This window comes from Duganella sp. CF402, assembly GCF_900109645.1.
Lineage (GTDB): Bacteria > Pseudomonadota > Gammaproteobacteria > Burkholderiales > Burkholderiaceae_D > Rugamonas.
In genome coordinates, this window is the sequence record NZ_FOBG01000004.1 from 110223 (window position 1) to 130772 (window position 20550).

General features: G+C 63.8%; 17 protein-coding genes. 11 read left to right on the plus strand and 6 right to left on the minus strand.

The annotated features are described in order from the left end of the window. The first annotated feature begins 58 nt into the window (after positions 1-58). The 3 genes from minC to minE are packed head-to-tail and all read left to right on the plus strand — an operon-like array spanning position 59 to position 1928. A complete protein-coding gene (gene minC / locus BMZ70_RS24800; protein WP_092280569.1) occupies positions 59-832 on the plus strand; it encodes a septum site-determining protein MinC in 774 nt (257 codons plus the stop codon). A gap of 26 nt (positions 833-858) precedes the next feature. After that, entirely contained in the window at positions 859-1674 is an 816-nt protein-coding gene (gene minD, locus BMZ70_RS24805; RefSeq protein WP_092280571.1) for a septum site-determining protein MinD, read from the plus strand. Positions 1675-1676: 2 nt separating this feature from the next. Next, positions 1677-1928, plus strand: coding sequence for a cell division topological specificity factor MinE (gene minE / locus BMZ70_RS24810; RefSeq protein ID WP_072782712.1), 252 nt, complete (start codon positions 1677-1679; stop codon positions 1926-1928). A gap of 3 nt (positions 1929-1931) precedes the next feature. On the opposite strand, the gene BMZ70_RS24815 is transcribed toward minE, so the two are convergent. Further along, a complete protein-coding gene (locus BMZ70_RS24815) occupies positions 1932-2444 on the minus strand; it encodes a hypothetical protein (RefSeq protein ID WP_092280573.1) in 513 nt (170 codons plus the stop codon). Positions 2445-2681: 237 nt separating this feature from the next. On the opposite strand from BMZ70_RS24815, the gene BMZ70_RS24820 reads away from it, so the two are divergent. From BMZ70_RS24820 to prmC, 5 genes are all read left to right on the plus strand, one after another. Continuing rightward, positions 2682-3371: a response regulator transcription factor gene (locus BMZ70_RS24820; protein WP_092280575.1), complete on the plus strand. Its 690-nt coding sequence runs from the start codon at positions 2682-2684 to the stop codon at positions 3369-3371. Between the two features lie 88 nt (positions 3372-3459). After that, positions 3460-4734: a glutamyl-tRNA reductase gene (hemA, locus tag BMZ70_RS24825; RefSeq protein WP_092280577.1), complete on the plus strand. Its 1275-nt coding sequence runs from the start codon at positions 3460-3462 to the stop codon at positions 4732-4734. A 73-nt stretch (positions 4735-4807) separates the two neighbouring features. Continuing rightward, positions 4808-5884: a peptide chain release factor 1 gene (prfA, locus tag BMZ70_RS24830; RefSeq protein WP_092280579.1), complete on the plus strand. Its 1077-nt coding sequence runs from the start codon at positions 4808-4810 to the stop codon at positions 5882-5884. Positions 5885-5958: 74 nt separating this feature from the next. Beyond that, on the plus strand, positions 5959-6429 hold the full coding sequence (locus BMZ70_RS24835) for a disulfide bond formation protein B (RefSeq protein ID WP_092280581.1): 471 nt from the start codon (positions 5959-5961) through the stop codon (positions 6427-6429). Continuing rightward, positions 6426-7241, plus strand: a complete 816-nt coding sequence (prmC, locus tag BMZ70_RS24840) for a peptide chain release factor N(5)-glutamine methyltransferase (RefSeq protein WP_092280583.1) — start codon at positions 6426-6428, stop codon at positions 7239-7241. Before BMZ70_RS24835 ends, prmC begins: the two co-directional genes overlap by 4 nt. A gap of 1 nt (position 7242) precedes the next feature. Here prmC and BMZ70_RS24845 read toward each other — a convergent pair whose 3' ends face one another. After that, entirely contained in the window at positions 7243-8157 is a 915-nt protein-coding gene (locus BMZ70_RS24845; RefSeq protein WP_092280585.1) for a histidine kinase, read from the minus strand. Positions 8158-8383: 226 nt separating this feature from the next. Here BMZ70_RS24845 and gshA point away from each other — a divergent pair, with 226 nt between their 5' ends. Beyond that, positions 8384-9985, plus strand: coding sequence for a glutamate--cysteine ligase (gene gshA, locus BMZ70_RS24850; protein WP_092280587.1), 1602 nt, complete (start codon positions 8384-8386; stop codon positions 9983-9985). A gap of 5 nt (positions 9986-9990) precedes the next feature. Further along, positions 9991-11034: a histone deacetylase family protein gene (locus BMZ70_RS24855; RefSeq protein WP_092280589.1), complete on the plus strand. Its 1044-nt coding sequence runs from the start codon at positions 9991-9993 to the stop codon at positions 11032-11034. On the opposite strand, the gene BMZ70_RS24860 is transcribed toward BMZ70_RS24855, so the two are convergent. The 4 genes from BMZ70_RS24860 to BMZ70_RS24875 all read right to left on the minus strand — a co-directional run bounded on the left by BMZ70_RS24860 (position 11000) and on the right by BMZ70_RS24875 (position 17480). Continuing rightward, on the minus strand, positions 11000-12052 hold the full coding sequence (locus BMZ70_RS24860; RefSeq protein ID WP_207231564.1) for a serine hydrolase domain-containing protein: 1053 nt from the start codon (positions 12050-12052) through the stop codon (positions 11000-11002). The two genes, BMZ70_RS24855 and BMZ70_RS24860, sit on opposite strands and share 35 nt — an antisense overlap. A 25-nt stretch (positions 12053-12077) precedes the next feature. After that, the gene (locus tag BMZ70_RS24865) at positions 12078-14453 is read right to left on the minus strand and encodes a PepSY domain-containing protein (RefSeq protein WP_092280593.1); all 2376 of its coding nucleotides are present in this window, start codon (positions 14451-14453) and stop codon (positions 12078-12080) included. Next, positions 14450-16513 (minus strand): TonB-dependent siderophore receptor, encoded by a 2064-nt coding sequence (locus tag BMZ70_RS24870; protein WP_092280595.1) that lies wholly within the window; start codon positions 16511-16513, stop codon positions 14450-14452. The genes BMZ70_RS24865 and BMZ70_RS24870 overlap by 4 nt, the downstream gene beginning before the upstream one ends. Positions 16514-16583: 70 nt before the next feature. Continuing rightward, positions 16584-17480, minus strand: coding sequence for a LysR family transcriptional regulator (locus BMZ70_RS24875; RefSeq protein WP_229205584.1), 897 nt, complete (start codon positions 17478-17480; stop codon positions 16584-16586). A 140-nt stretch (positions 17481-17620) separates the two neighbouring features. Here BMZ70_RS24875 and BMZ70_RS24880 point away from each other — a divergent pair, with 140 nt between their 5' ends. Then, positions 17621-20482, plus strand: coding sequence for a TonB-dependent receptor domain-containing protein (locus BMZ70_RS24880; RefSeq protein WP_092280599.1), 2862 nt, complete (start codon positions 17621-17623; stop codon positions 20480-20482). Positions 20483-20550: the final 68 nt, after the last annotated feature.

A 20550-nucleotide genomic window follows, 5' to 3' on the forward strand; every position in this document is an offset into this window, starting at 1 on the left:
ACAGTAGAATGCTGGTGCCTGCGCATGCGCGCGAGGATAACCACTGATACTGTCGCCCATGTCCAAGAGCCTGTTTCAAAAGCCCATCGAAATCAAGATTTCCACCGTTGTCGCCGTCTCCGCCATTCTGGCGACGGCCGACAGCATCGCTCTCGACGCCGCCCTCGCTGAAATGACGGGCGGCACCGCCGACTTCTTCGAAGACGACCTGACCGTGATCGACGTCGCCGCGCTGGCGGCCGGCTGCGGCCAGATCGACTGGGGCGGCCTGATCGCCCTGCTGAAAAAATACCGCCTGAATCCGGTCGCCGTGCGCAACGCGCCAGCCGAGCTGGCCGAGGAAATCGCCGCCCACGGCCTGACCCTGGAACCAGCCAACGCCAAGCGCGACGAGGAACCGCCGAAACCGAAGCCGGCACCGGCGCCAGCCCCGGTGGCCGTGGCCGCCGCCCAGGCCCAGCCGCCGGCCGCCGCCAGCAACGGCACCGACGTCATGATCATCGACACCCCGGTGCGCGCCGGCCAGCGCATCTACGCGCGCGGCTGCGACCTGGTGGTGACCGCCGTGGTCAACAACGGCGCCGAAATCATCGCCGACGGCAGCATCCACGTGTACAACACGCTCAACGGCCGCGCCCTGGCCGGCGCCTCGGGCAACGCCCAGGCCCGCATCTTCGCGCTCAACATGGCGCCGGAACTGGTGTCCATCGCCGGCGTCTACAGCACCTTCGAGGACGGATTCCCAACGGAATATGCACGCTCGCCGACGCAAATTCGCTTGGTCGGCGACCGAATCGATATACTATCTGTCAATACTGCCAATCGAGCATAAGCACACCACTCTGAAAAGGATTACTTGTGGCAAGAATTATTGTTGTAACGTCCGGCAAGGGCGGTGTAGGTAAGACGACGTCCAGCGCCAGCTTCTCCACCGGCCTGGCCATGCGCGGTCACAAGACCGCCGTCATCGACTTCGACGTCGGCCTGCGTAACCTGGACCTGATCATGGGCTGCGAACGCCGCGTGGTCTACGACCTGATCAATGTGATCAACAAAGAAGCAACGCTGACCCAGGCCCTGATCAAGGACAAGCATTGCGACAACCTGTTCATCCTGCCGGCGTCGCAGACGCGCGACAAGGATGCACTGTCGGAAGACGGCGTGGAAGTGGTGCTGCACGAACTGATCAACATGGGTTTCGAGTTCATCATCTGCGATTCGCCGGCCGGCATCGAGCACGGCGCGCTGATGGCGCTGACCTTTGCCGACGAAGCCATCATCGTCACCAATCCGGAAGTCTCGTCGGTGCGCGACTCGGACCGCATCCTCGGCATCATCCAGGCCAAGTCGCGCCGCGCCCAGACCGGCGGCGAGCCGGTCAAGGAACACCTGCTGATCACCCGCTACTCGCCGAAGCGCGTGGAAGCGGACGAAATGCTGTCGTATGAAGACGTGCAGGAAATCCTGCGCATTCCTTTGATCGGCATCATTCCGGAATCGGAACAGGTGCTGCATGCTTCGAACCAAGGTAACCCGGCGATTCACTTCAAGGGCACCGATGTCGCGGAAGCCTACGAAGACGTAGTGTCACGCTTCCTCGGCCAGGAACTGCCGCTGCGCTTCACCACGTATGAAAAGCCGGGCCTGCTGCAGCGTATCTTCGGGAGCAAGTAATCATGGCACTGCTTTCTTTCCTGTTTCCGCCGAAGCCGAAAACCGCCACCGCGGCCAAGGAACGGCTGCAAATCATCATCGCGCGTGAGCGCAGCGGCCGCGCCGGCCCGGATTTCCTGCCGGCGCTGCACAAGGAACTGATCGAGGTGATCTCCAAGTACACCAAGGTCAACGCCGACGACATCAAGATTTCGCTGGACCGTCAGGGCAACCTGGAAGTCCTCGATGTGAACGTCGTGCTGCCGGACGCTTAATTTTCAGGCAGGCCGGTGCACGCCGGCCGTGACCAGCTCCTGCGCCACCCTGGCGCAGGCTTCCACATGCTGGTAGCCGATCTGGCGGAAGGCGAAAAAGCCGATCCCCGCCGAGGCCAACTGCCCGGCCAGCGGCACCAGCTTGCCCGCCTGACGCGCCGCCGCCTTGAAACCCGTCTTGCGCAACAGCTGCATCACCACTTCCCGCGTTACCAGTTTGCCGATCAGCATGCCGCCGACGCCGATGGCCGCCTCGTAGGCGATCAGGCGGAACTTCGGCTGCAGGCGCTCGATCTGCCGCTCGGACAGGCCGAATTCCTGGTTGATATCGTCGATCAGCAAGGTGAACAGGCGCAGGTCGCTCACCACGTCCAGCCCCGGAATCGGCACCGCCGCCATGCCGGCCGATACCATCGCACGGCGCCGCACCAGCTGGCGGCAGCGTTCGCGCACGGCCGCAATGTCGCCCGCCGACGCCGGCACCAAAGTCCAATTTGTGTCTTTTTTGCTGCGCATGCGTCCTCCTCGTCCACACTGGGCGTTCTTGCTATTCTTCAACTTCTTCATTGAATTCAGCGTTTTTCCAGTGTACCGTGTAACGACTGCGCGAGCGCGCACGGGGAAAATCAGCATTGCCAGAAAATTAATGATAGTATCTGAAGAAAAATAATTTGGCAGTTTTGCTAAGTAATTTTGTAAATCTCTGTTATATTTCCAGTGACTTCTCCTTAACATTTTCCGGTAGGCAGCAGTATGAGAATTGCCGTACTCGACAACGACCGCAGCCAGGCGGAACTGATCTGCCAAGTGCTGACTTCGGCCGGCCACATCTGCCATAGTTTCCAGACTGCCAAGGACGTGCTGGCGCAACTGCGCAAGGACAGCTACGACATGTTGATCCTCGACTGGCAGGTGGTCGACCTGGGCGGCGCCGAAGTGCTGCGTCGGGCCAAGGAAAAGCTGCCGGACAATGCGCCCGTGCTGTTCCTGACCACCAGCTCCGGCGAGGACGACATCGTGGCCGGGCTGGCGGCCGGCGCCGACGACTACATGATCAAGCCGCTGCGCCGCAGCGAGATGGTGGCCCGGGTGCAAGCCCTGCTGCGCCGCGCCTATCCGGCGCAAAACGGCGCCGAATCGCTGCAATTCGGCCAGTACGTGTTCGAAACGAGGCCGGGCCGGCTGCTGATGGACGGCATCGTGCTGGACGTCACGCACAAGGAGTTCTACCTCGCACTGTTATTTTTCCGCAACATCGGCCGTCCCTTGTCGCGCGCCTACATCCACGAGGCGGTGTGGATCCGCGAAACCGCCGTACCCTCGCGCACGATGGACACCCACGTTTCCCGCGTCCGCAACAAATTGCAATTAAAGCCAGAAAACGGCTTCCGCCTGGTGCCGGTCTACAGCTACGGCTACCGCCTGGAAAAGCTCGGCGCCTGATCGGCATTGCCCTATCTTTAGGCAGTCCCACCGGCAACACCCGGGTAGGCACGGTATAATGGCCGCATAATTATTGTCCGGACCCGAAATGCAGCTGCTTGCCGTCGGCCTCAATCACACCACCGCACCGGTCTCGCTCCGCGAGCAGCTGGCGTTCGCCCCTGAGCAGCTGGGACAGGCGGTGATGGCGGCGCGCTCGTGGTTTGAACGCATCGACCATCGCGGTTCCGACGAAGCGGCCATCCTCTCGACCTGCAACCGCACCGAGTTGTACGCCGCCAGCACTGTGCCCGATCCGCTCGACGCCGGCGCCCATTTCCTCGCCGATTTCCATAAACTGAACTACGCCGAACTGCGCCCGCACCTGTACATGCTGCCGCAGCACGACGCTGTGCGCCACACCTTCCGCGTCGCCTCCGGGCTCGATTCGATGGTGCTGGGCGAAACGCAAATCCTCGGCCAGATCAAGGACGCCATCCGCACCGCCGACGAAGTGGGCGGCCTGGGCACCTATCTGCACCAGCTGTTCCAGCGCTCGTTCTCGGTCGCCAAGGAAGTGCGCAGCACCACCGAAATCGGCGCCCACAGCGTGTCGATGGCGGCGGCCGCCGTGCGCCTGTCGCAGCGCATCTTTGACAAGATCTCCGAGCAGAACGTGCTGTTCATCGGCGCCGGCGAGATGATTGAACTGTGCGCCACGCACTTCGCGGCGCAGAATCCGAAAACCATCACCATCGCCAACCGCACGCTGGAACGCGGCGAAGTGCTGGCCCACCGCTTCGGCGGCCGCGCCATCCGCCTCGCCGATTTGCAGGACAAGCTGCACCAGTACGACATCGTGATTTCCTGCACCGCCTCGTCGCTGCCGCTGATCGGCCTTGGCATGGTGGAGCGCGCGATCAAGGCGCGCCGCCACAAGCCGATGTTCATGGTCGACCTGGCCGTGCCGCGCGATATCGAGCCGGAAGTGGCGCGCCTCAACGACGCCTTCCTGTACACGGTCGACGACCTGGGCAAGGTGGTACAGACCGGTATCGAAAACCGCCAGGCCGCCGTGGCACAGGCCGAAGCCATCATCGAAACCCGCGTGCAATCGTTCATGCACTGGATCGACGACCGCGCCGTGGTGCCGGTGATCCAGCATCTGCAGGAAAACGGCGAAGCGCTGCGTCAAATGGAGTTGGACCGCGCCCGCAAGATGCTGGCCAAGGGCGAAGATGTCGACGCCGTGCTGGAAGCCCTGTCCAAGGGCCTGACCGCGAAATTCATGCACGGCCCGCAGCAAGCACTGCACCGCGCGCAGGGCGAGGAACGCGCCCAACTGGCAGAGCTGCTGCCGCAGATGTTCCGCGGCCGCCGTTAGCTGCAACCTCCCCGCTCTACCCTCTTCCGCCGCCGCTGTTGGCGCGGCACCCGTCACTTTTTAAGAACACGCTATGAAACCATCCATGCTGGCCAAGCTCGATCAACTGGCAAACCGCCTGGTCGAACTCGATGAATTGCTGATGTCCGAAGGCGCCACCGATAACATGGACGCCTACCGCAAGATGACCAAGGAGCATGCCGAGATCGGCCCCTTGGTCGCGGTCTACAAGTCCTACCAGGAAGCGCTGGGCGACATCGCCGCCGCTGAAGACATGCTGTCCGATCCGGACATGAAGGACTTCGCTCAGGAAGAAATCGAAGCCGCCAAGACCCGCACCGCCGAACTGGATCTGGAACTGCAGAAAATGCTGCTGCCGAAGGACGCCAACGACGAGCGTAACATCTTCCTCGAAATCCGCGCCGGCACCGGCGGCGACGAATCGGCCTTATTTGCGGGCGACCTGCTGCGCATGTACACCCGCTACGCCGAGCGCAATCGCTGGCAGGTGGAGATGGTGTCGGAATCGGCGTCGGACCTGGGCGGCTACCGCGAAGTGATCGTGCGCCTGGTCGGCAACGGCGTGTACTCGAAGCTGAAGTTTGAATCGGGCGGCCACCGCGTGCAGCGCGTGCCGGCCACCGAAACGCAGGGCCGCATCCACACCTCGGCCTGCACCGTGGCGGTGATGCCGGAAGCCGATGAAGTGGAGGACGTGAACATCAACCCGTCCGAGCTGCGCATCGACACCTACCGCGCATCCGGCGCCGGCGGCCAGCACATTAACAAGACCGATTCGGCAGTGCGCATCACCCACCTGCCGACCGGCATCGTGGTCGAGTGCCAGGACGACCGCTCGCAGCACAAGAACAAGGCGCAGGCGATGAAGGTGCTGGCCACCCGCATCAAGGACGTGCAGCTGCGCGAACAGCAGGCCAAGGAAGCGGCCACCCGCAAGAGCCTGATCGGCTCGGGCGACCGCAGTGAACGGATCCGGACTTACAACTATCCGCAGGGCCGCATGACCGACCACCGCATCAACCTGACCTTGTACAAGCTCGATTTCATCATGGACGGCGACCTGACGGAACTGACCAACGCGCTCACCACCGAGCACCAGGCGGAACTGCTGGCCGCCCTCGGCGATTAATAAGGCTCTAAGGCTGAAATAACAACTTTGTGCGAGAATCTTCCGATTCATCCAAGCACATTCAGGACACACACATGGTCAATACCCGCTCCCTGCTGCTCTCCATCGCTGTCGCCGCGTTTGGCCTGATCGGCGTCGCCCTGTACCTGCAGCACGGACTCGATATGCTGCCTTGCCCGCTGTGCGTGATCCAGCGCTACCTGTTCATCGCCATCGGCGTGTGCGCGCTGATCGGCGCCTACAGCAGCAAGCCGAAGGCGCTGGCGACCGTCGGCCTGCTGGCCGCGATCGGTGGCCTCGGCACCGCCGGCAAACACCTGTGGGTGCTGGCGCATCCGGGCCTCTCCTGCGGCATCGACCCGATGGAGACCTTCCTCAACAAGATCCCGACCGCGACCTACCTGCCCTTCCTGTTCAAGGCCGACGGCCTGTGCGAAGACGCGCTGGCGCCGTGGTTCGGCCTGTCGATTCCGCAGTGGTCCTTCCTGTGGTTTGGCCTGTTCACGCTGGCGCTGGGCTGGGCGCTGATCCGCCGCGCAAAATGAGCGACACCATCGCCGCCCTGCAACGGCAGTCGAAACTCGACGCGCTGGATAACCGCGTACTGCTGTGCCACGCGCTGGGCGTCAACCGCATCGCCCTGATCACACAATCGGAACGGGTGCTGACGGCAGAGGAGTCGCAACGCTTTGCCGCGCTGGTGCAGCGTCGCCTCGACGGCGAACCAATCGCCTACATCGTCGGCCAGCGCGAATTTTTCGGCCTGCCGTTTGAAGTTAATGAAGCGGTGCTGATTCCGCGTCCCGATACCGAACTGCTGGTCGAGCTGACGCTGGACCGCCTTCCGGCGCAAGGCCGCGTGCTGGACATGGGCACCGGCAGCGGCGCCATCGCCGTCTCGCTGGCGCATACGCGCAAGGACGCCGACGTCACCGCGCTCGATGTCAGTCCCGAGGCACTGGCGGTCGCCCGGCGCAATGCGGCCGCCAACGGCGCGCGCGTCACCTTCCTGCAAAGCGACTGGTACGCCGCGCTGCAGGGTGCAGCGCCGTTCGACGTGATCGCCTCCAATCCACCCTACATTGCCAGCGGCGACCGTCATTTGTCGGAAGGCGATTTGCGCTACGAACCGGTGGGCGCACTGACCGACCATGCGGACGGCCTGTCGGCGCTGCGCATCATCATCGCCGGCGCGCCGCAGCACCTCAAGCCGCAAGGCTGGCTGCTGATGGAGCACGGCTATGATCAATCGGCAGCGGTGCGCGCGCTGCTCACCGAAGCCGGCTACGCGGACGTGCAAAGCTGGCAGGACCTGGCCGGCATCGAGCGCGTCACCGGCGGCCGCGTCACAGCCTGATTCACAGCCTGATTTCCAGCCGCCGGCGCAAGGCCGACAGCAGCATGGCCGCCGGCGCCGGCTTGTACATCACCTCGATAAAATCGCCCGGCCGCTGCGGCGGCAGCAAAGCATGCAGCAGCACCGGCGGCGCTTCTTCGCGCGGCCAGATCTCCCATACGCTTTCGTCGGCGCACAGGATCAGCGAGGGATCGCGGTCGCCCGGCTCGTACTGCACGTCGAACTCCGCGCTTTCCAGTATCTCGCTCAGATAATCCTGCATCGGCTGGTGCGGTTCCAGCAGCAAAATCGCATGGCCGCTGCCGAACGGCTCGGGCCAATCGAAATGCGGCGTCGGCGGCATCGCGTCTTCTTCTTCCGCCAGCGATGCACGCATGATGAAGCGCAAGGCGTCTCCGCTCTGCTGCAACGCGCCGCCCATCGCGCGGATCAAATGCGCCGCCACCATCACCCCCGGCAGGATGCGCTGGTCGGCCAGCGAAGCCGTGACCGGGCGCCACGCGCCATCCGGCTGCCCGGCCTGGAACGCCAGCTCGACTTCGTTGCCCACGCGCCGCGCCTGTAGCGCCAACTGGCCGCCGGCATGGTCACGCATGCGCGCCAGCGCCTGCGCCAGGCGGCGCGCATCAAGCATGGCCAGCGCCGGCAACTCGCCGCCGTCGTGTGAGATGTGGCGCATCAGCGCGTGCAGATAGGCCGGCGCCAGAGCCAGTTCGGGCGCCTGCAACTCGAAGCGCGCGCATTCCTGCAAGTCGGACAGCCATTCCAGCTGGCGCCGCGCCTCGTTCTCCAGCGCGCCCAGGTCGACAAAACCGGTACCGGCGCCGGCGGCGATGCGCGCCAGCGGCGCGCGCAGGTCGTGGTTGAGCGCCGCCAGCAGGCGGGCACGGATCTGGATATCGGATTCGGTCGACATAGCACAACCATTATGAAGACATTTTTCGCCCATAAGCATGTTCTCGCCGCTGGCAAAACCGCTTTCTCGTCCAGCAAAATGGCAGCTTGCTAGCCAGCGCGCCCTCCAGCAAAGTCCGGTGCCGCTTTTGTTAGAATGCTCTTTTTACCGCCGCCCGGCGAGTTTGGCCAATTTCGGTTACTCTCAGCACCAATAAATTTTTTGCTGCACCAGAAAGGATTTCAAATTGCCAACTCTTTTGACACGACGCCTGGCCCTGTTGGCCGATGAAAAGCACCGCGCCGTGCTGGCTGGCGGCTTGCGCGGCATCGAGCGGGAGACCTTGCGCGTGGACCGCGCCGGCCATCTGGCGCACACCCCGCATCCGGTGGCGATGGGTTCGGCCCTGACGCATCCGCAAATCACCACCGATTACGCCGAGACCCTGCTGGAATTCATTACCCCGGCCGAAAAAGATATCGCCGACACCGTGGCCAAACTGGATGGCATCCACCGCTACGCTTACAGCAAGCTGGGCGACGAGCTGCTGTGGAGCCAGTCCATGCCGTGCCAGCTGCCGGCGGAAGAAGACATCGAAATCGCTTACTACGGCACCTCCAACCTCGGCACGCTGAAACATGTGTACCGGCGCGGCCTGGCGCTGCGCTATGGCAAGGCGATGCAATGCATCGCCGGCATCCACTACAACTACTCGCTGGACGAACGCCTGTGGCGCGTGCTGGCCGAGAATGAAGTGAGCGGCAAGCGCCTGTCGCCGCGCTCGTTCCAATCCGAAGCTTACCTGGCCGCGATCCGCAACTTCCGCCGCTACAGCTGGCTGCTGATGTATTTGTTCGGCGCCTCGCCGGTGCTGTCGAGCGGCTTCCTGCGCGGCCGGCCGCACAAACTGGAAACCCTGTCCGACGACACCCTGTACCTGCCGTACGCGACCAGCCTGCGCATGAGCGACCTCGGTTACCAGAACGATGCGCAGTCGGGCCTGAGCCCGCACGAGAACTGCCTGGACAGCTACGTGGCGGCCATGACCAAGGCCGTCAACCAGCCGTACGAGCCGTACGCCAAGCTGGGCACCAAGCGCGATGGCGAATGGATCCAGCTCAGCACCAACGTGCTGCAGATCGAAAACGAGTACTACTCCACCATCCGTCCGAAGCGCGTGATCCAGACCGGCGAACGGCCGATCCAGGCGCTGTGCGCGCGCGGCGTGCAGTACATCGAAGTGCGCTGCATGGATGTGGATCCGTTCGAACCGGTCGGCATCAGCGTGGCCACCGGCCGCTTCCTCGATGCCTTCCTGCTGTTCTGCGCACTGGAAGAAAGCCCGACCATCACGCCGGAGCAAGGCGCGATCTACACCGAGAACTTTGCACGCACCGTCAAGGAAGGCCGCCGTCCGGGCCTGACGCTGCACAACGGCGAGGCCGAAGTGGCGCTGCCGGTGTGGGGCGCCGAACTGCTGGAGCGCATCCGCCCGGTGGCGGCGCTGCTCGACTCGCTGCGCGGCGACACCGTGCACGCCGACGCGCTGGCGGCGCAAGCGGCCAAACTTACCGATCCTGAACTGACGCCATCGGCCAAGGTGCTGGCGGCGCTGCGCGCCAACGGCAAATCGTTCAGCGCTTTCGCGCTGGCGCAAAGCGAAAAGCATGCGGCTTATTTCCGCAGCCATCCGCCGACCGCAGAGGAAGCGGCTTATTTCGACAATCTGGCAGCGCTGTCGCTGGCCGAGCAAGCCGAGATGGAAGCCGCGCCGCAAATCAATTTCGATGACTACGTGGCGGCCTACCGCGCGTCCAACCTGTGCCACTCGCGCCAGGACTGTGACTGATCCCGATGCTCACCTTCTACAACGAACAGCACGCGCAGCATCGCGGCCGCCACGAGTTCTTTCGTGGCGAGCAGGTGCCCTGCTTTGAAAAGCCGGAGCGTGCCGATTCGGTGTTGGCGGAGCTGGGACGGCGAGGCTTAGGCAAGATCGTCACGCCGCACGGCGTGCCGCTGATGTCGCTGGAACGCATCCACACGCCGCGCTATCTGCACTTCCTGCGCGGTGCGTGGAACGAATGGGTGGCGCTGGATCCGGCCAATGCGCAGAAGGATGCGTTTCCGTCGGTGTGGCCGGTGCGCACGCTGCGCAGCGATATCGAGCCGGAGAACTTTGCCGCCCGCATGGGCCTTTATTCGATGGACAGCGGCACGCCGCTGACCGCCGGCACCTGGACCGCCGCCAAGACCGGCGCCGATTGCGCGGTGAACGCGGCGCACGCCTTGCGTCTTGGTGAGCGCGGCGCGTTTGTGTTGAGCCGTCCGCCGGGCCACCATGCTGGCGCGGATTTTTTCGGCGGCTACTGCTTCCTGAATAATGCCGCGCTGGCGGCGCAGCACATGCTCGATGACGGCGCACGCAAAGTCGCCATCATCGATATCGACTACCACCACGGGAACGGCACGCAGAGCATTTTCTACAATCGCGATGATGTGCTGTTCGTTTCGATTCATGCGGATCCGCGCAACGAGTATCCGTTTTATCTTGGGCATGCGGATGAACGTGGCGAAGGCGCGGGGCATGGCTACAACCTGAATCTGCCGCTGGCGGCGGGCAGCAGCGTGCAGGCGTGGTTCGCGGCGCTGGAGACGGCCTGCGTCCGCATCGGCAGCTTTGCTCCGGATGCGTTGGTGGTGTCGCTGGGCGTGGATACGTTTGCGGGTGATCCGCTGTCGCGCTTCGCGCTGCAAAGCGCGGACTATCTGAAAATCGGCGAACGCCTGGCGTGGCTGGGCAAGCCGACCGCCTTCATCTTCGAAGGCGGCTATGCGGTGAAAGAACTCGGAGTGAACGTGGTCAACGTGCTGGAAGGTTACGAGACAGCGCTTTGAACACGTAGTCCGTCAGCAGCTTTTCACTGATGGCGTGCGGCTGGCGCACCTGGAAGTTGGTGGTGGTGATGACCACCACCGCACGCTGCTCCGGCAACACCACTACCTTGTTGCCGCCGCTGCCGGACATCATGGCGGTGCGCCAGACTTGCCCGTCCTGCTTGAAGCGCTTGAGCCACCAGAGATAGCCATAGTCGGTATCCTCATCCACCTGCGCGTGTGGCGACAGCGATTGCCTGACCCATTCGGCCGATACCACGCGCTTGCCTTCCCACACGCCGTTGTTCAGATAGAGTTCTCCCAGCTTGAGCAAGTCGCGGCTGCGCAGCCCCAGGCCGCCGCCGGTCATGGCCGGGCCGGTCGGCGTGTACTGCCACTTCAGCTTCGTGATGCCCAGTGGACCGAACAGCAAGCGCGCCGCAAACTGGTCGACTTTTTCGCCGGTGGCTTTTTCCAGCACGGGGCCGAGCATGGTGGGGCCGGCGGTGCAGTAGGAGAAGCTGCGGCCGTGCGGCGAATCTTTCGGCTTGGCGACCCAGTCGGGAAAGCCACGTATCGGCAGGTCCATTGCGAACTGGGTCCAGTCCTCCAGCAAATACATGGCTTCCTCGTTCCCGCGCGAGAACTGGTTCTGGTCATCGCACTCCAGCAGGGAACTCATGGTGAGGAAATCTTCGACCGTGATTTTTTCCTTGCGTGGATCGGGATAGCGCACCGGATGCTTGTCAGGGAAGTAGCCGAACACCTGCGAGCTGAGTTTCAACTTGCCCTGGTCGACCGCAATCCCCACCAACATATCGGTGACGCTCTTGCCGACCGAGCGCGTGTTGCGCAGGCCTTCGGCGCCGTCGTTGTCGAAATAGGATTCGTGTACCAGCTTGCCGTCCTGCGAGATGAGGACACTGGTGATTTGCTTGAAGTCGCCCTTACGGATGGCGGCGTCCATGTCGGACAAAGGATCGGCCGCCGCAGCGGCCGTGATTACAACTAGAACCAGAGGGAGAAACTTACGCATCATTGCAGCTCCTGTCGTTTAGTTCAAATCAGTATACATCGCGCCGGTAACGGCCCTCTTCCGCCAGTTGATCCCGTTGGGTGCGGCCGATGATGTCGGCCAGCGCGTCGTCGACGCCGCCGGCCATGCCGTGCTGGCTGCCGCAGACGTAGATCACCGCACCGTCATTGATCCATGCACGCAGCGTGTCGGCGCGTTCGCGCATGCGGTCCTGCACGTAGCCGCCGCCGCTGACGTCGCGCGAATACACCAGGTCCAGCTCCGGCAGGAAGCCGCGTGCGCGCCAATCCTGGATCTCTTCCGCGCAAACCGCATCGTACTGTTGCTGGCGCTCGCCGAAAATCAGCCAGTTGCGCTGCGCGCCGTCACGTACCCGCTCGCGCAGGTGCGAACGCAAGCCCGCGATGCCCGAGCCATTGCCGATGTAGATCGCCGGCGCCGGCACCGGATACGCATCGAACGACGGATTCGCCACCAGCCGCAAACGCACCTCGTCGCCGATGGCCGCTTGCGCCGTCAGCCAGCCCGACGCCAGCCCGCCATTCACCTTGCGCACCACCAGCTGCATGCAGCCGTCCTGCGTTATCGATGCCAGCGAATAGCGGCGCGGCGTTGCGTCCCTGCCGTAATGCCCCGGCCAGATATCCACCAGCGCACCCGGACGCCAGCCCGCGCCAATCTCGCCATGCAGCGTGATCTCGTACAAAGGCTCGCCAATGCTGCCGGGATTGAGCAGGATGCGGCCCATCAGGCGCCAGCTGGTGTACTCGCCATCCGCAGCGGCGGCGTTCAGCGCAACCTCACTATCATCGCCGCCCATCAACGCGCGCAACGCGCTGCCCCAACGCGCCAACGCGCCGGCATCGCCGTTGTCCACTTCCACAATCGGATGCAGCGGCTGCGCGCCGAGGAAACTCAATCGCTGATCCAGCGTGTGGCCGAAGCCGCAGAACTGCGTGTAATTGCGGTCACCCAGCGCCAGCACCGCGTACTGCAGATGCTGCAATTCCTGCTTAGCCGCTTGCAGCAAACGGCTAAAGCGGCGCGCGCTGTCCGGCGGTTCACCGTCGCCGAAACTGCTGGCGACAAACAATGCGCGACGATACTCGCGCAGCTGCGGCGGCGTCAGTTTTTCCAGCGAATGCACATGCACCGCCACGCCAGCCTTGCGCAAGGCCGCCGCGCTTTGCAGCGCCAGGCGCTCGGCCTGGCCGGTCTGGCTGGCGTAGGCCATCAGCACCGGATCATCATGATCGCCCGCCGGCGCCGAGGCGCTGAACTGCGCGCGCTCGGCACGCGCAATGCGTTTCTGTTTGCGGCGGTTCAGATACAGCATCCAGCCGGTGATGCCAAAGCCCGGCAGCGCCAGCGCAGCAATGAAGACGATGAGTTGTCCTGCCACGCCGAAGTAAGTCCCCAAGTGCAGCGGATAAATGGTGGTCTGGAAGCGCGCGCCGAGCGGCTTGTCGGCATACAGCTCATGCTTGAGTAGCACGCCGGTCTGCTGGTCGAGCGACATGCTGCTGCGTGCGCGCAAATGCGGCGCATCCTTGGCAACCCACAGGATTTGCAGCGGCTGCGCGGCGCGCTCGGGCACGCGCAGGAGGGCCATCTGCCAATTCGACGCATTGCTCTTGAACGTCTCCCAGCCCGGCGACAGATCGGGCGTTTCCGCTTTCGGCGACTTGGGCGCTTTCGGCTTGGCCGCAGCCGCTTCGCGCGGCGGACGCAGCGTGCCCATCCAGCCATCCGCCATGTCGCGGATCGGATCGAAGGCCCAGTATACGCCCGACGCGGTGAACATCAGGAACACCACCATCACCCAGGTGCCCACCGCCGAATGCAGCCCCCACAGGAAGGAGCGGCCCTTCATGCGCACATCGAAAGTCAGCCAGGTGCGCCAGTCCCACACGCGGCGCGGCCAGCGCAGATACAAGCCGGTCAGTGCAAGCCCCATCAGGCAGAACGCCAGCGTACCGCTGACCATCTTGCCCGGATCGCGCGGCAGCAGCAGGAAGCGGTGCAGCTGTTCGACCCATTCAAAGAAATCCTCGCCCGCCAGTTCCGGCAGCAGGGCGCCGGTGTAGGGATTGAGATAAATCGTTTCGCCCTTGCGCTGGCCCGGCGCCGGCGCAATGCCAACGCGCGCACTGGAACCCGGCGTATCGTAGAAGGTAATGCTGGTGATGCGTTCGTGCGGCTTGGCCGCGCGCGCCGCCAGCATGATTTGCTGCGGCCCCAGCACCTGCGCATTTTGCACAGAGACGTTGCGCACGCCGGGATTGAGCGCGTCCAGAATCTGCTCGCGGAACGCAAGCGTGGCGCCGGTCAGGCCGATCACCATCAGGACCGTGCCGGCGGTAATGCCGACAAACCAATGCAGCTGGAACCAGAGCTTCTTCACAGATCGACCTTCACACTGAGTTTAATCAAACGCGGCGCACCGGACGCGAGGCGCGTGCCAGCACCAGCCCAGTAGCGCTTGTCCGCCGCGTTATCGACGTTGAGCTGCCAGACCATGTTGTTGACGGCGTAGCGCCCGCCGACGCTGAACAGCGTCACGCCGCCAAGGAAGGCCTGGTTCAAATCGTTGACCGGGCGGCGGCCAGTGTAATACGCGCCGCCGTTGAGCGAGACGCCCGACGCCAGTTCGTACGACAGGAAGGCGCTGCCGGTTTGTCTGGAGGCGTTCTCCGGCAGCTTGCCGTTGTAGTCCGCATTGATGTGGCGGAATTCAGGATCGAGCCACTGCGCCGACGCTTGCCACGACAGCGCGCGCGTCAGCTTGCCCTGCGCCGACAGCTCCACACCGCGATAACGCTGCTCGCCATCCGCAGTGAACACATTGGCGCTGTTGGTGTAGTAGCCCGGACGGCTGATGTCGAACAGCGCGGCCTGCACCAGCGTGCCGCCGTCCACGCGCCAGCGCGCGCCGAGTTCCTTCTGGCGGCTGACGCCCGGCGCCATGCGCACGCCCACGTTGGCGCTGCCGGTCGGCGCAGTCTCGCCTTCTTCCAGCCCTTGCGAGGACGAAGCGTAGAACGACATATCCTGATCCAGCTTGTAGATCAGCGCCGCCATCGGCGTGGTCTTGCTGACGTCATAGTGGTTCGTTCCCTGGTCGCTGCGATACTGCACGCTGCGCACGCCGGCCACCGCTTGCCAGTGCGGCGAGAAGGTCAGGCGGTCGATCGCATAGACGCCGCTATCGCGCGACGACAGTTCCGCCGTGGTTGGCGCGCTGGGATAAGCGCCAACGGTGTAGCTGGTGATGGCCACCGGGTTGTACAGGTTTTGCGCGGCGATCGTGTAGTTGGCTTGATAGATCGGGTCCTGTCCCTTGTCGGTGCGGGTTGCGCCGAAGGTGAGGTCGTGCTGCACCGGGCCGGTCGCCACGGTGCCCGCCAGTTCGGCGCGCAGCATGTCCGAGTCCACCACACTGTGCTGCAGGTTGCCGGTGATGCGCCCCGCGCCGGTGGCCAGCGCTGCGGCATTCGTCAGGCGGAAGATGGCCAGTGCGCGGTCGCGCGCGGTTTCGGAGTGGCCGCCCTCCACGGTCACGGCCCAGTCATCCGTGAGCGCGTAATCGGCGCGCAGCAGGAGGTTTTGGGTGGTCGCATCGAACTTGGCCCAGTCCGGACCGATCAGGCGTTTTGGATCGACCGCCACCGGCAGCGTGATCGCACCGTTGACGGCGGTCGGCAGCGCAATGCCTGCCTGCTCGGTGACGCGGCGCTGGTCGTATTCCAGATCGGCTTTCAGCAGCAGGCGCGCGTTGACGCGCCAGTCCAGCGCCGCCGACGCGAACTTGCGGTTGCCGTTGCCGACGTTGTCCAGATAAGAACCAAGCGTGCCGCCGGCCGCGTTGACGCGCACGCCGACCTGCTGCTGCTCGCCAAAGCGGCGCGCCACATCGGCAGTGGCGACCGCGCTGCCGTTCTGGTCCACCGTCATGCCAAGCGTGGTGACCGGCTTCGCACCTGCGCGTTTGGTGACGAAGTTGACCACGCCGGCCGGCGAGGTGAAGCCGTAGTACAGCGCGGTGGCGCCCTTCAGCACTTCCACCCGCTCCTTGTCTTCCATCGGCACCTGCGAGAAGTTCATGATCGGCAGCGAGCCGTTCAGGCGGTAGTTGGTGCGGTTCTCCACCGCGATGCCACGGATCACCAGTTGGTCCCAGGTCTCGCCGCCGTTCTGCTGGCGCGTGACGCCGGCGGTGTTGCGCAGCGCATCGTACAGGCCGCCGGCCGCCTGCAGTTCCAGCACCTCGCGCGTGACCACGTTGACGGTGGACGGCACGTCCATGATGTCGGCGCCACGGAAGCTGCCGGCCTCCACCGTCTTCGGCGCAAAGCCGTCGGCGCGCGCGGCCGTCACCTTGACGGCTTGCAGGACTTGCTCATCTTGCGCAAACGCAGGAAAGGCGGCGGACAGGGCGAGACACAGCGGCAGTGGACGGAACATGAAAAGGCGGGAATGAGGGAAAGATGCGCATTATCTTACCATTAATGCGAATCATTCTCAATTGAGAAGTTCAACTATCCCAATACGGCGGGCTGCCGATGGCGTCTTTCAGCCAGGCCGCCAGCGCGCGCAATTTGGCCGACGGCTTGCGGCCGTGCGGGTGGCCGATGTAGATGAATTCCGGCTCGGCCTGCATGCCGACATCGATCTTGCGCAGCGTGCCCTCCTTCAGCGCCTGGCCGCAGATGAAGGCCGGCAGCAGCGAGATGCCCAGCCCGGCAATAGCGGCGTCGCACATCATGTCGCCATTGTTGAGCACCAGGCCCCTGTCGCCCTGCACCACGTAGGCTTGCTCGCCGTCGACGAAGCGCCAGTCGGCGGTGCCGCGATTGGTGTAGAAAATGCCGCGGTGCTCGGCCAACTCCTGCAGGTTGATTGGCGTGCCGTGGCGTTCCAGATAAGCCGGCGACGCCACCAGGTAGCGCGGGCTGGGCGCCAGCTGCCACGCCACCAGGAAGGAATCGGCAATCGGGCCGTTGCGGATGATGGCGTCGAAGCCGTCCGACGTGGCGTCCACGCGGCGGTCGTTCAAATCCAGCGTCAGCTGGATGTCCGGGTACTGGTCGAGAAATTTATACAACGCCGGCCCCAGATGCATGCGCCCGAAGGTCACCGGGGCCGAAATGCGCAGCGGCCCGGTCAGCTCGCCGCGCCGTTCGGCCAGGTCGGTCTGCGCTTGCCGCACCTCGCACACGATGCGGCGCGCACGCCCGAGGAAGGCCGATCCATCCTCGGTCAAGGACAGTTTACGGGTACTCCGCTGCAAAAGTGTTGCGCCAAGTGCACGCTCAAGCTCCGCCAAACGCTCGCTGACGACCGAGCGCGAGATGCGCATGCGCCGCGCTGCTTCGCTCAGCGAGCCACTGTCTGCTACCTCTACAAAGGTAGCGATACCTTCAAGTTTCATGATTGTTCTGCTTTTCCGAATTCCTGTTGCGGTGATTGGCGACTACTCCCGAAAAACATACTAAACCATACTTTGGCCGATCCCAAGGTCGTCAAAAGTGGCCAGATGGGAGATTGAAATCATAAAAAGGAAATCCGTAGATGATGAAAGAAACCATACTGTCCCATTCGCTGCGCAGCATTTTTTCGGGCAGCCTGGCCATTGGCCTGGGCATTTTTGCGCCGATTGCGATGGCTCAGGATAGCGCTACCATTCAACGTGTGGAAGTCACCGGCTCGTCGATCAAGCGTATCGCACAAGAAGGCTCGCTGCCGGTGCAAAGCCTGAGCCGCGCCGATATCGACCAGACCGGCGCCACCAACGTGGCCGACCTCGTGGCGCTGCTGCCGGCCATGCAGGGCTTTATCACCTCCTCCGCCTCGGTCAACGGCGGCGGCGGCGGCGTGCAGACGGCGTCGGTGCACGCCATCGGCACCGCCTACACCCTGGTGCTGCTGAACGGCCGCCGCATGGCGCCTTACGGCACCGGCAGCGCGGTCAACCTGGCCAGCATTCCGCTGTCTGCCGTGGAGCGCGTGGAAATCCTGACCGACGGCGCCTCGACCCTGTACGGCTCGGACGCGATTGCCGGCGTGGTCAACTTCATCCTGAAGAAAAACCGCCAGGACCTGACCATTGAGGGCACCTTTACGACCCCGGAAAAATCGGGCGGCCGCAGCTCCAACTTCAACATTTCCAAGGGCTTTGGCGACCTGGAACAGGACGGCTACAACGTCATGCTGGCCTACAGCCACGACGAGCAGAAGGAACTGAACGCCAACCAGCGCGAGTTCTCCAAGTCCGGCATCCGCAAGTTCACCAAGGATGGCAAGCAGTACGCGATCAACCAGACCAGTATCAACTCCAACCCGGCCAACCTGCTGGTGGAATCGCCGGCCAAGAGCGCGCAGTTCTCGGCCGACTACCTGACCAACGGCAAGTGCACCGCTGCCAATACCTTCGTGCGCGGCAACGCCTGCCGCTACGACTACGCCGCCACCGTGCAACTGCTGCCGGAACTGAAGCGCGACAGCGTGTTCGCCAACGGCACCCTGCGCCTCAACCAGGACACCAACCTGTTCAGCGAACTGGTGCTGTCCAAGTTCAGCAATACGGCGCGCTACGCCCCGGCGGCCCAGCCGCTGACGGTGTTCACCACCGATCCGGAAACCCACACCAAGACCATCAACCCGGCCTACATCGGCGCCTACAACAAGTCGGTGGTGCCGCTGCTGTCCAAGCTGGGCATCAATGCGGCTGACGTGACCGACGTCACCTTCAACTATCGCGGCGCCGACGCCGGCGGCCGTACCGATGAATACCGCACCGATGCCGCCCACTTCGTGGTTGGCGTCGACAGCCACTATGCCGGCTGGGACATCAATGCGGCCTACACCCACTCGCAAAACAAGCAGACCGACACCGCGCTGGCCGGCTACATGAGCGGCAACGCCTTCGAAGAACTGGTGCGCACCGGCGCCTACAACCCGTTCATCGTCAGCGACAACGCGAAATCGCTGCTGGCGCCGGCCGTGCTGCGCCAGGTGCTCGACACCACCCGTTCCAAGATCGACGTGGCCGGCGTGCACGGCTCGCGTGAAGTGTTCGCGCTGCCGGGCGGTCCTGCCGCGCTGGGCGTGGGTGCGGACTTCACCCGCCAATCGTATCAGGATGAGCCATCGCTGATCGCCCAAGGCCCCGGCCCCGGCAATCCGGGTTGGACCGATACGGAAATCGGCGGCGGCACCGGCTCGCAAGCGCTGGATGCCACCCGCAAGAGCTGGGGCGGCTTTGCTGAGCTGCTGATGCCGGTCATGAAAAACCTCGAAGTGACTGGCGCGCTGCGCTACGACAGCTACGAGGCGGTGGAGAAGCACAACACCAGCTACGACATCAACGGCGTGCCGAGCAAGGCGGGCAAAGTAGGCGAAGATCTGGCCAAGGCCACCTACAAGTTGTCGGCCCGCTACACGCCGACCCAGGCGCTGCTGGTGCGCGGTTCCTATGGCAGCGGCTTCAAGGCGCCGACCATGAACGACGTGGCCGATCCGCTCAAGAACGGCGGTTCGTCGAACAACTACGCCTGCCCGATCACCAAGCCGAGCGATCCGCGCTACATCTACTGCAAACCGGGCGAATCGGAGTATGGCCTGCTGACCGCCGGCAACCCACTCAAGGGCAACGGCTCGCTGCAAGCGGAAGAGTCCAAGCAGGCCTCGCTGGGCGTGCGCTGGGAACCGTTCACCGCGTTGTCGGTGGGTGTGGACCTGTGGGATGTGAAACTGCGCAACCAGATCCGCACCCTGTCGCAAGACCAGATCTTCACCACCCCGGCGTTGGCCGACAAGTACATCTCGGTGTACTACGACCCGATCCAGAAGAGCAAGGTGCTGGTGGCGACCATGACCCCGGTCAACCTGGCCAGCTCGCACTACCGTGGTATCGACTTCGACAGCACCTTCAAGAGCGCCACGCCGCTGGGCAAGCTGGCCATCAACTGGTCCGGCACCTATATGCTGAAGGCTGAGCAGGATGTGCCGGGCAGCGGTGTCGAGCAATCGATCGGCCGCTTCGACTCGTACAACGATGTGGTGTTCCGACTGATCAGCCGCGTCAATTTCGCACTGAAGTCCTCGGACAAGCTGACCAACTCGCTGACCGTGAGCTACCGTTCCGGCTACCACGACGCCGAAGGTCCGGTGGTGGCAGTCAATGCCGACGGCAGCCTGGGCGCCGCAGTCGACATGCAGCGCGACGTCAAGTCGTACACCACGGTCGACTACCAGGCCAAGCTGAACTACATCAAAAACCTGACCCTGACCGCCGGTATCCGCAATCTGCTGGCACAGGACCCACCGCTGTCGACCCGCAACAGCGGCGGCGGCAACCAGGTTGGCTACGATGGCCGCTACACCGACCCGCTGGGCCGTACTTTCTACCTGACCGCCGCCTACAAGTTCTAACCGGTAACACCACGGGGGGCCGGGTACCCATAACTGGCCTTTTTGCCGGGGACTGCTTGCAGTTCCCG

Bases quoted from the DNA above. Each gene is read 5' to 3' on its own strand.
- minC (WP_092280569.1), top strand. From the start codon at position 59: ATGTCCAAGAGCCTGTTTCAAAAGCCCATCGAAATCAAGATTTCCACC.
- minE (WP_072782712.1), top strand. From the start codon at position 1,677: ATGGCACTGCTTTCTTTCCTGTTTCCGCCGAAGCCGAAAACCGCCACC.
- BMZ70_RS24815 (WP_092280573.1), bottom strand. From the start codon at position 2,444: ATGCGCAGCAAAAAAGACACAAATTGGACTTTGGTGCCGGCGTCGGCG.
- BMZ70_RS24820 (WP_092280575.1), top strand. From the start codon at position 2,682: ATGAGAATTGCCGTACTCGACAACGACCGCAGCCAGGCGGAACTGATC.
- hemA (WP_092280577.1), top strand. From the start codon at position 3,460: ATGCAGCTGCTTGCCGTCGGCCTCAATCACACCACCGCACCGGTCTCG.
- prfA (WP_092280579.1), top strand. From the start codon at position 4,808: ATGAAACCATCCATGCTGGCCAAGCTCGATCAACTGGCAAACCGCCTG.
- BMZ70_RS24835 (WP_092280581.1), top strand. From the start codon at position 5,959: ATGGTCAATACCCGCTCCCTGCTGCTCTCCATCGCTGTCGCCGCGTTT.
- prmC (WP_092280583.1), top strand. From the start codon at position 6,426: ATGAGCGACACCATCGCCGCCCTGCAACGGCAGTCGAAACTCGACGCG.
- BMZ70_RS24845 (WP_092280585.1), bottom strand. From the start codon at position 8,157: ATGTCGACCGAATCCGATATCCAGATCCGTGCCCGCCTGCTGGCGGCG.
- BMZ70_RS24855 (WP_092280589.1), top strand. From the start codon at position 9,991: ATGCTCACCTTCTACAACGAACAGCACGCGCAGCATCGCGGCCGCCAC.
- BMZ70_RS24860 (WP_207231564.1), bottom strand. From the start codon at position 12,052: ATGATGCGTAAGTTTCTCCCTCTGGTTCTAGTTGTAATCACGGCCGCT.
- BMZ70_RS24870 (WP_092280595.1), bottom strand. From the start codon at position 16,513: ATGTTCCGTCCACTGCCGCTGTGTCTCGCCCTGTCCGCCGCCTTTCCT.
- BMZ70_RS24875 (WP_229205584.1), bottom strand. From the start codon at position 17,480: ATGAAACTTGAAGGTATCGCTACCTTTGTAGAGGTAGCAGACAGTGGC.
- BMZ70_RS24880 (WP_092280599.1), top strand. From the start codon at position 17,621: ATGATGAAAGAAACCATACTGTCCCATTCGCTGCGCAGCATTTTTTCG.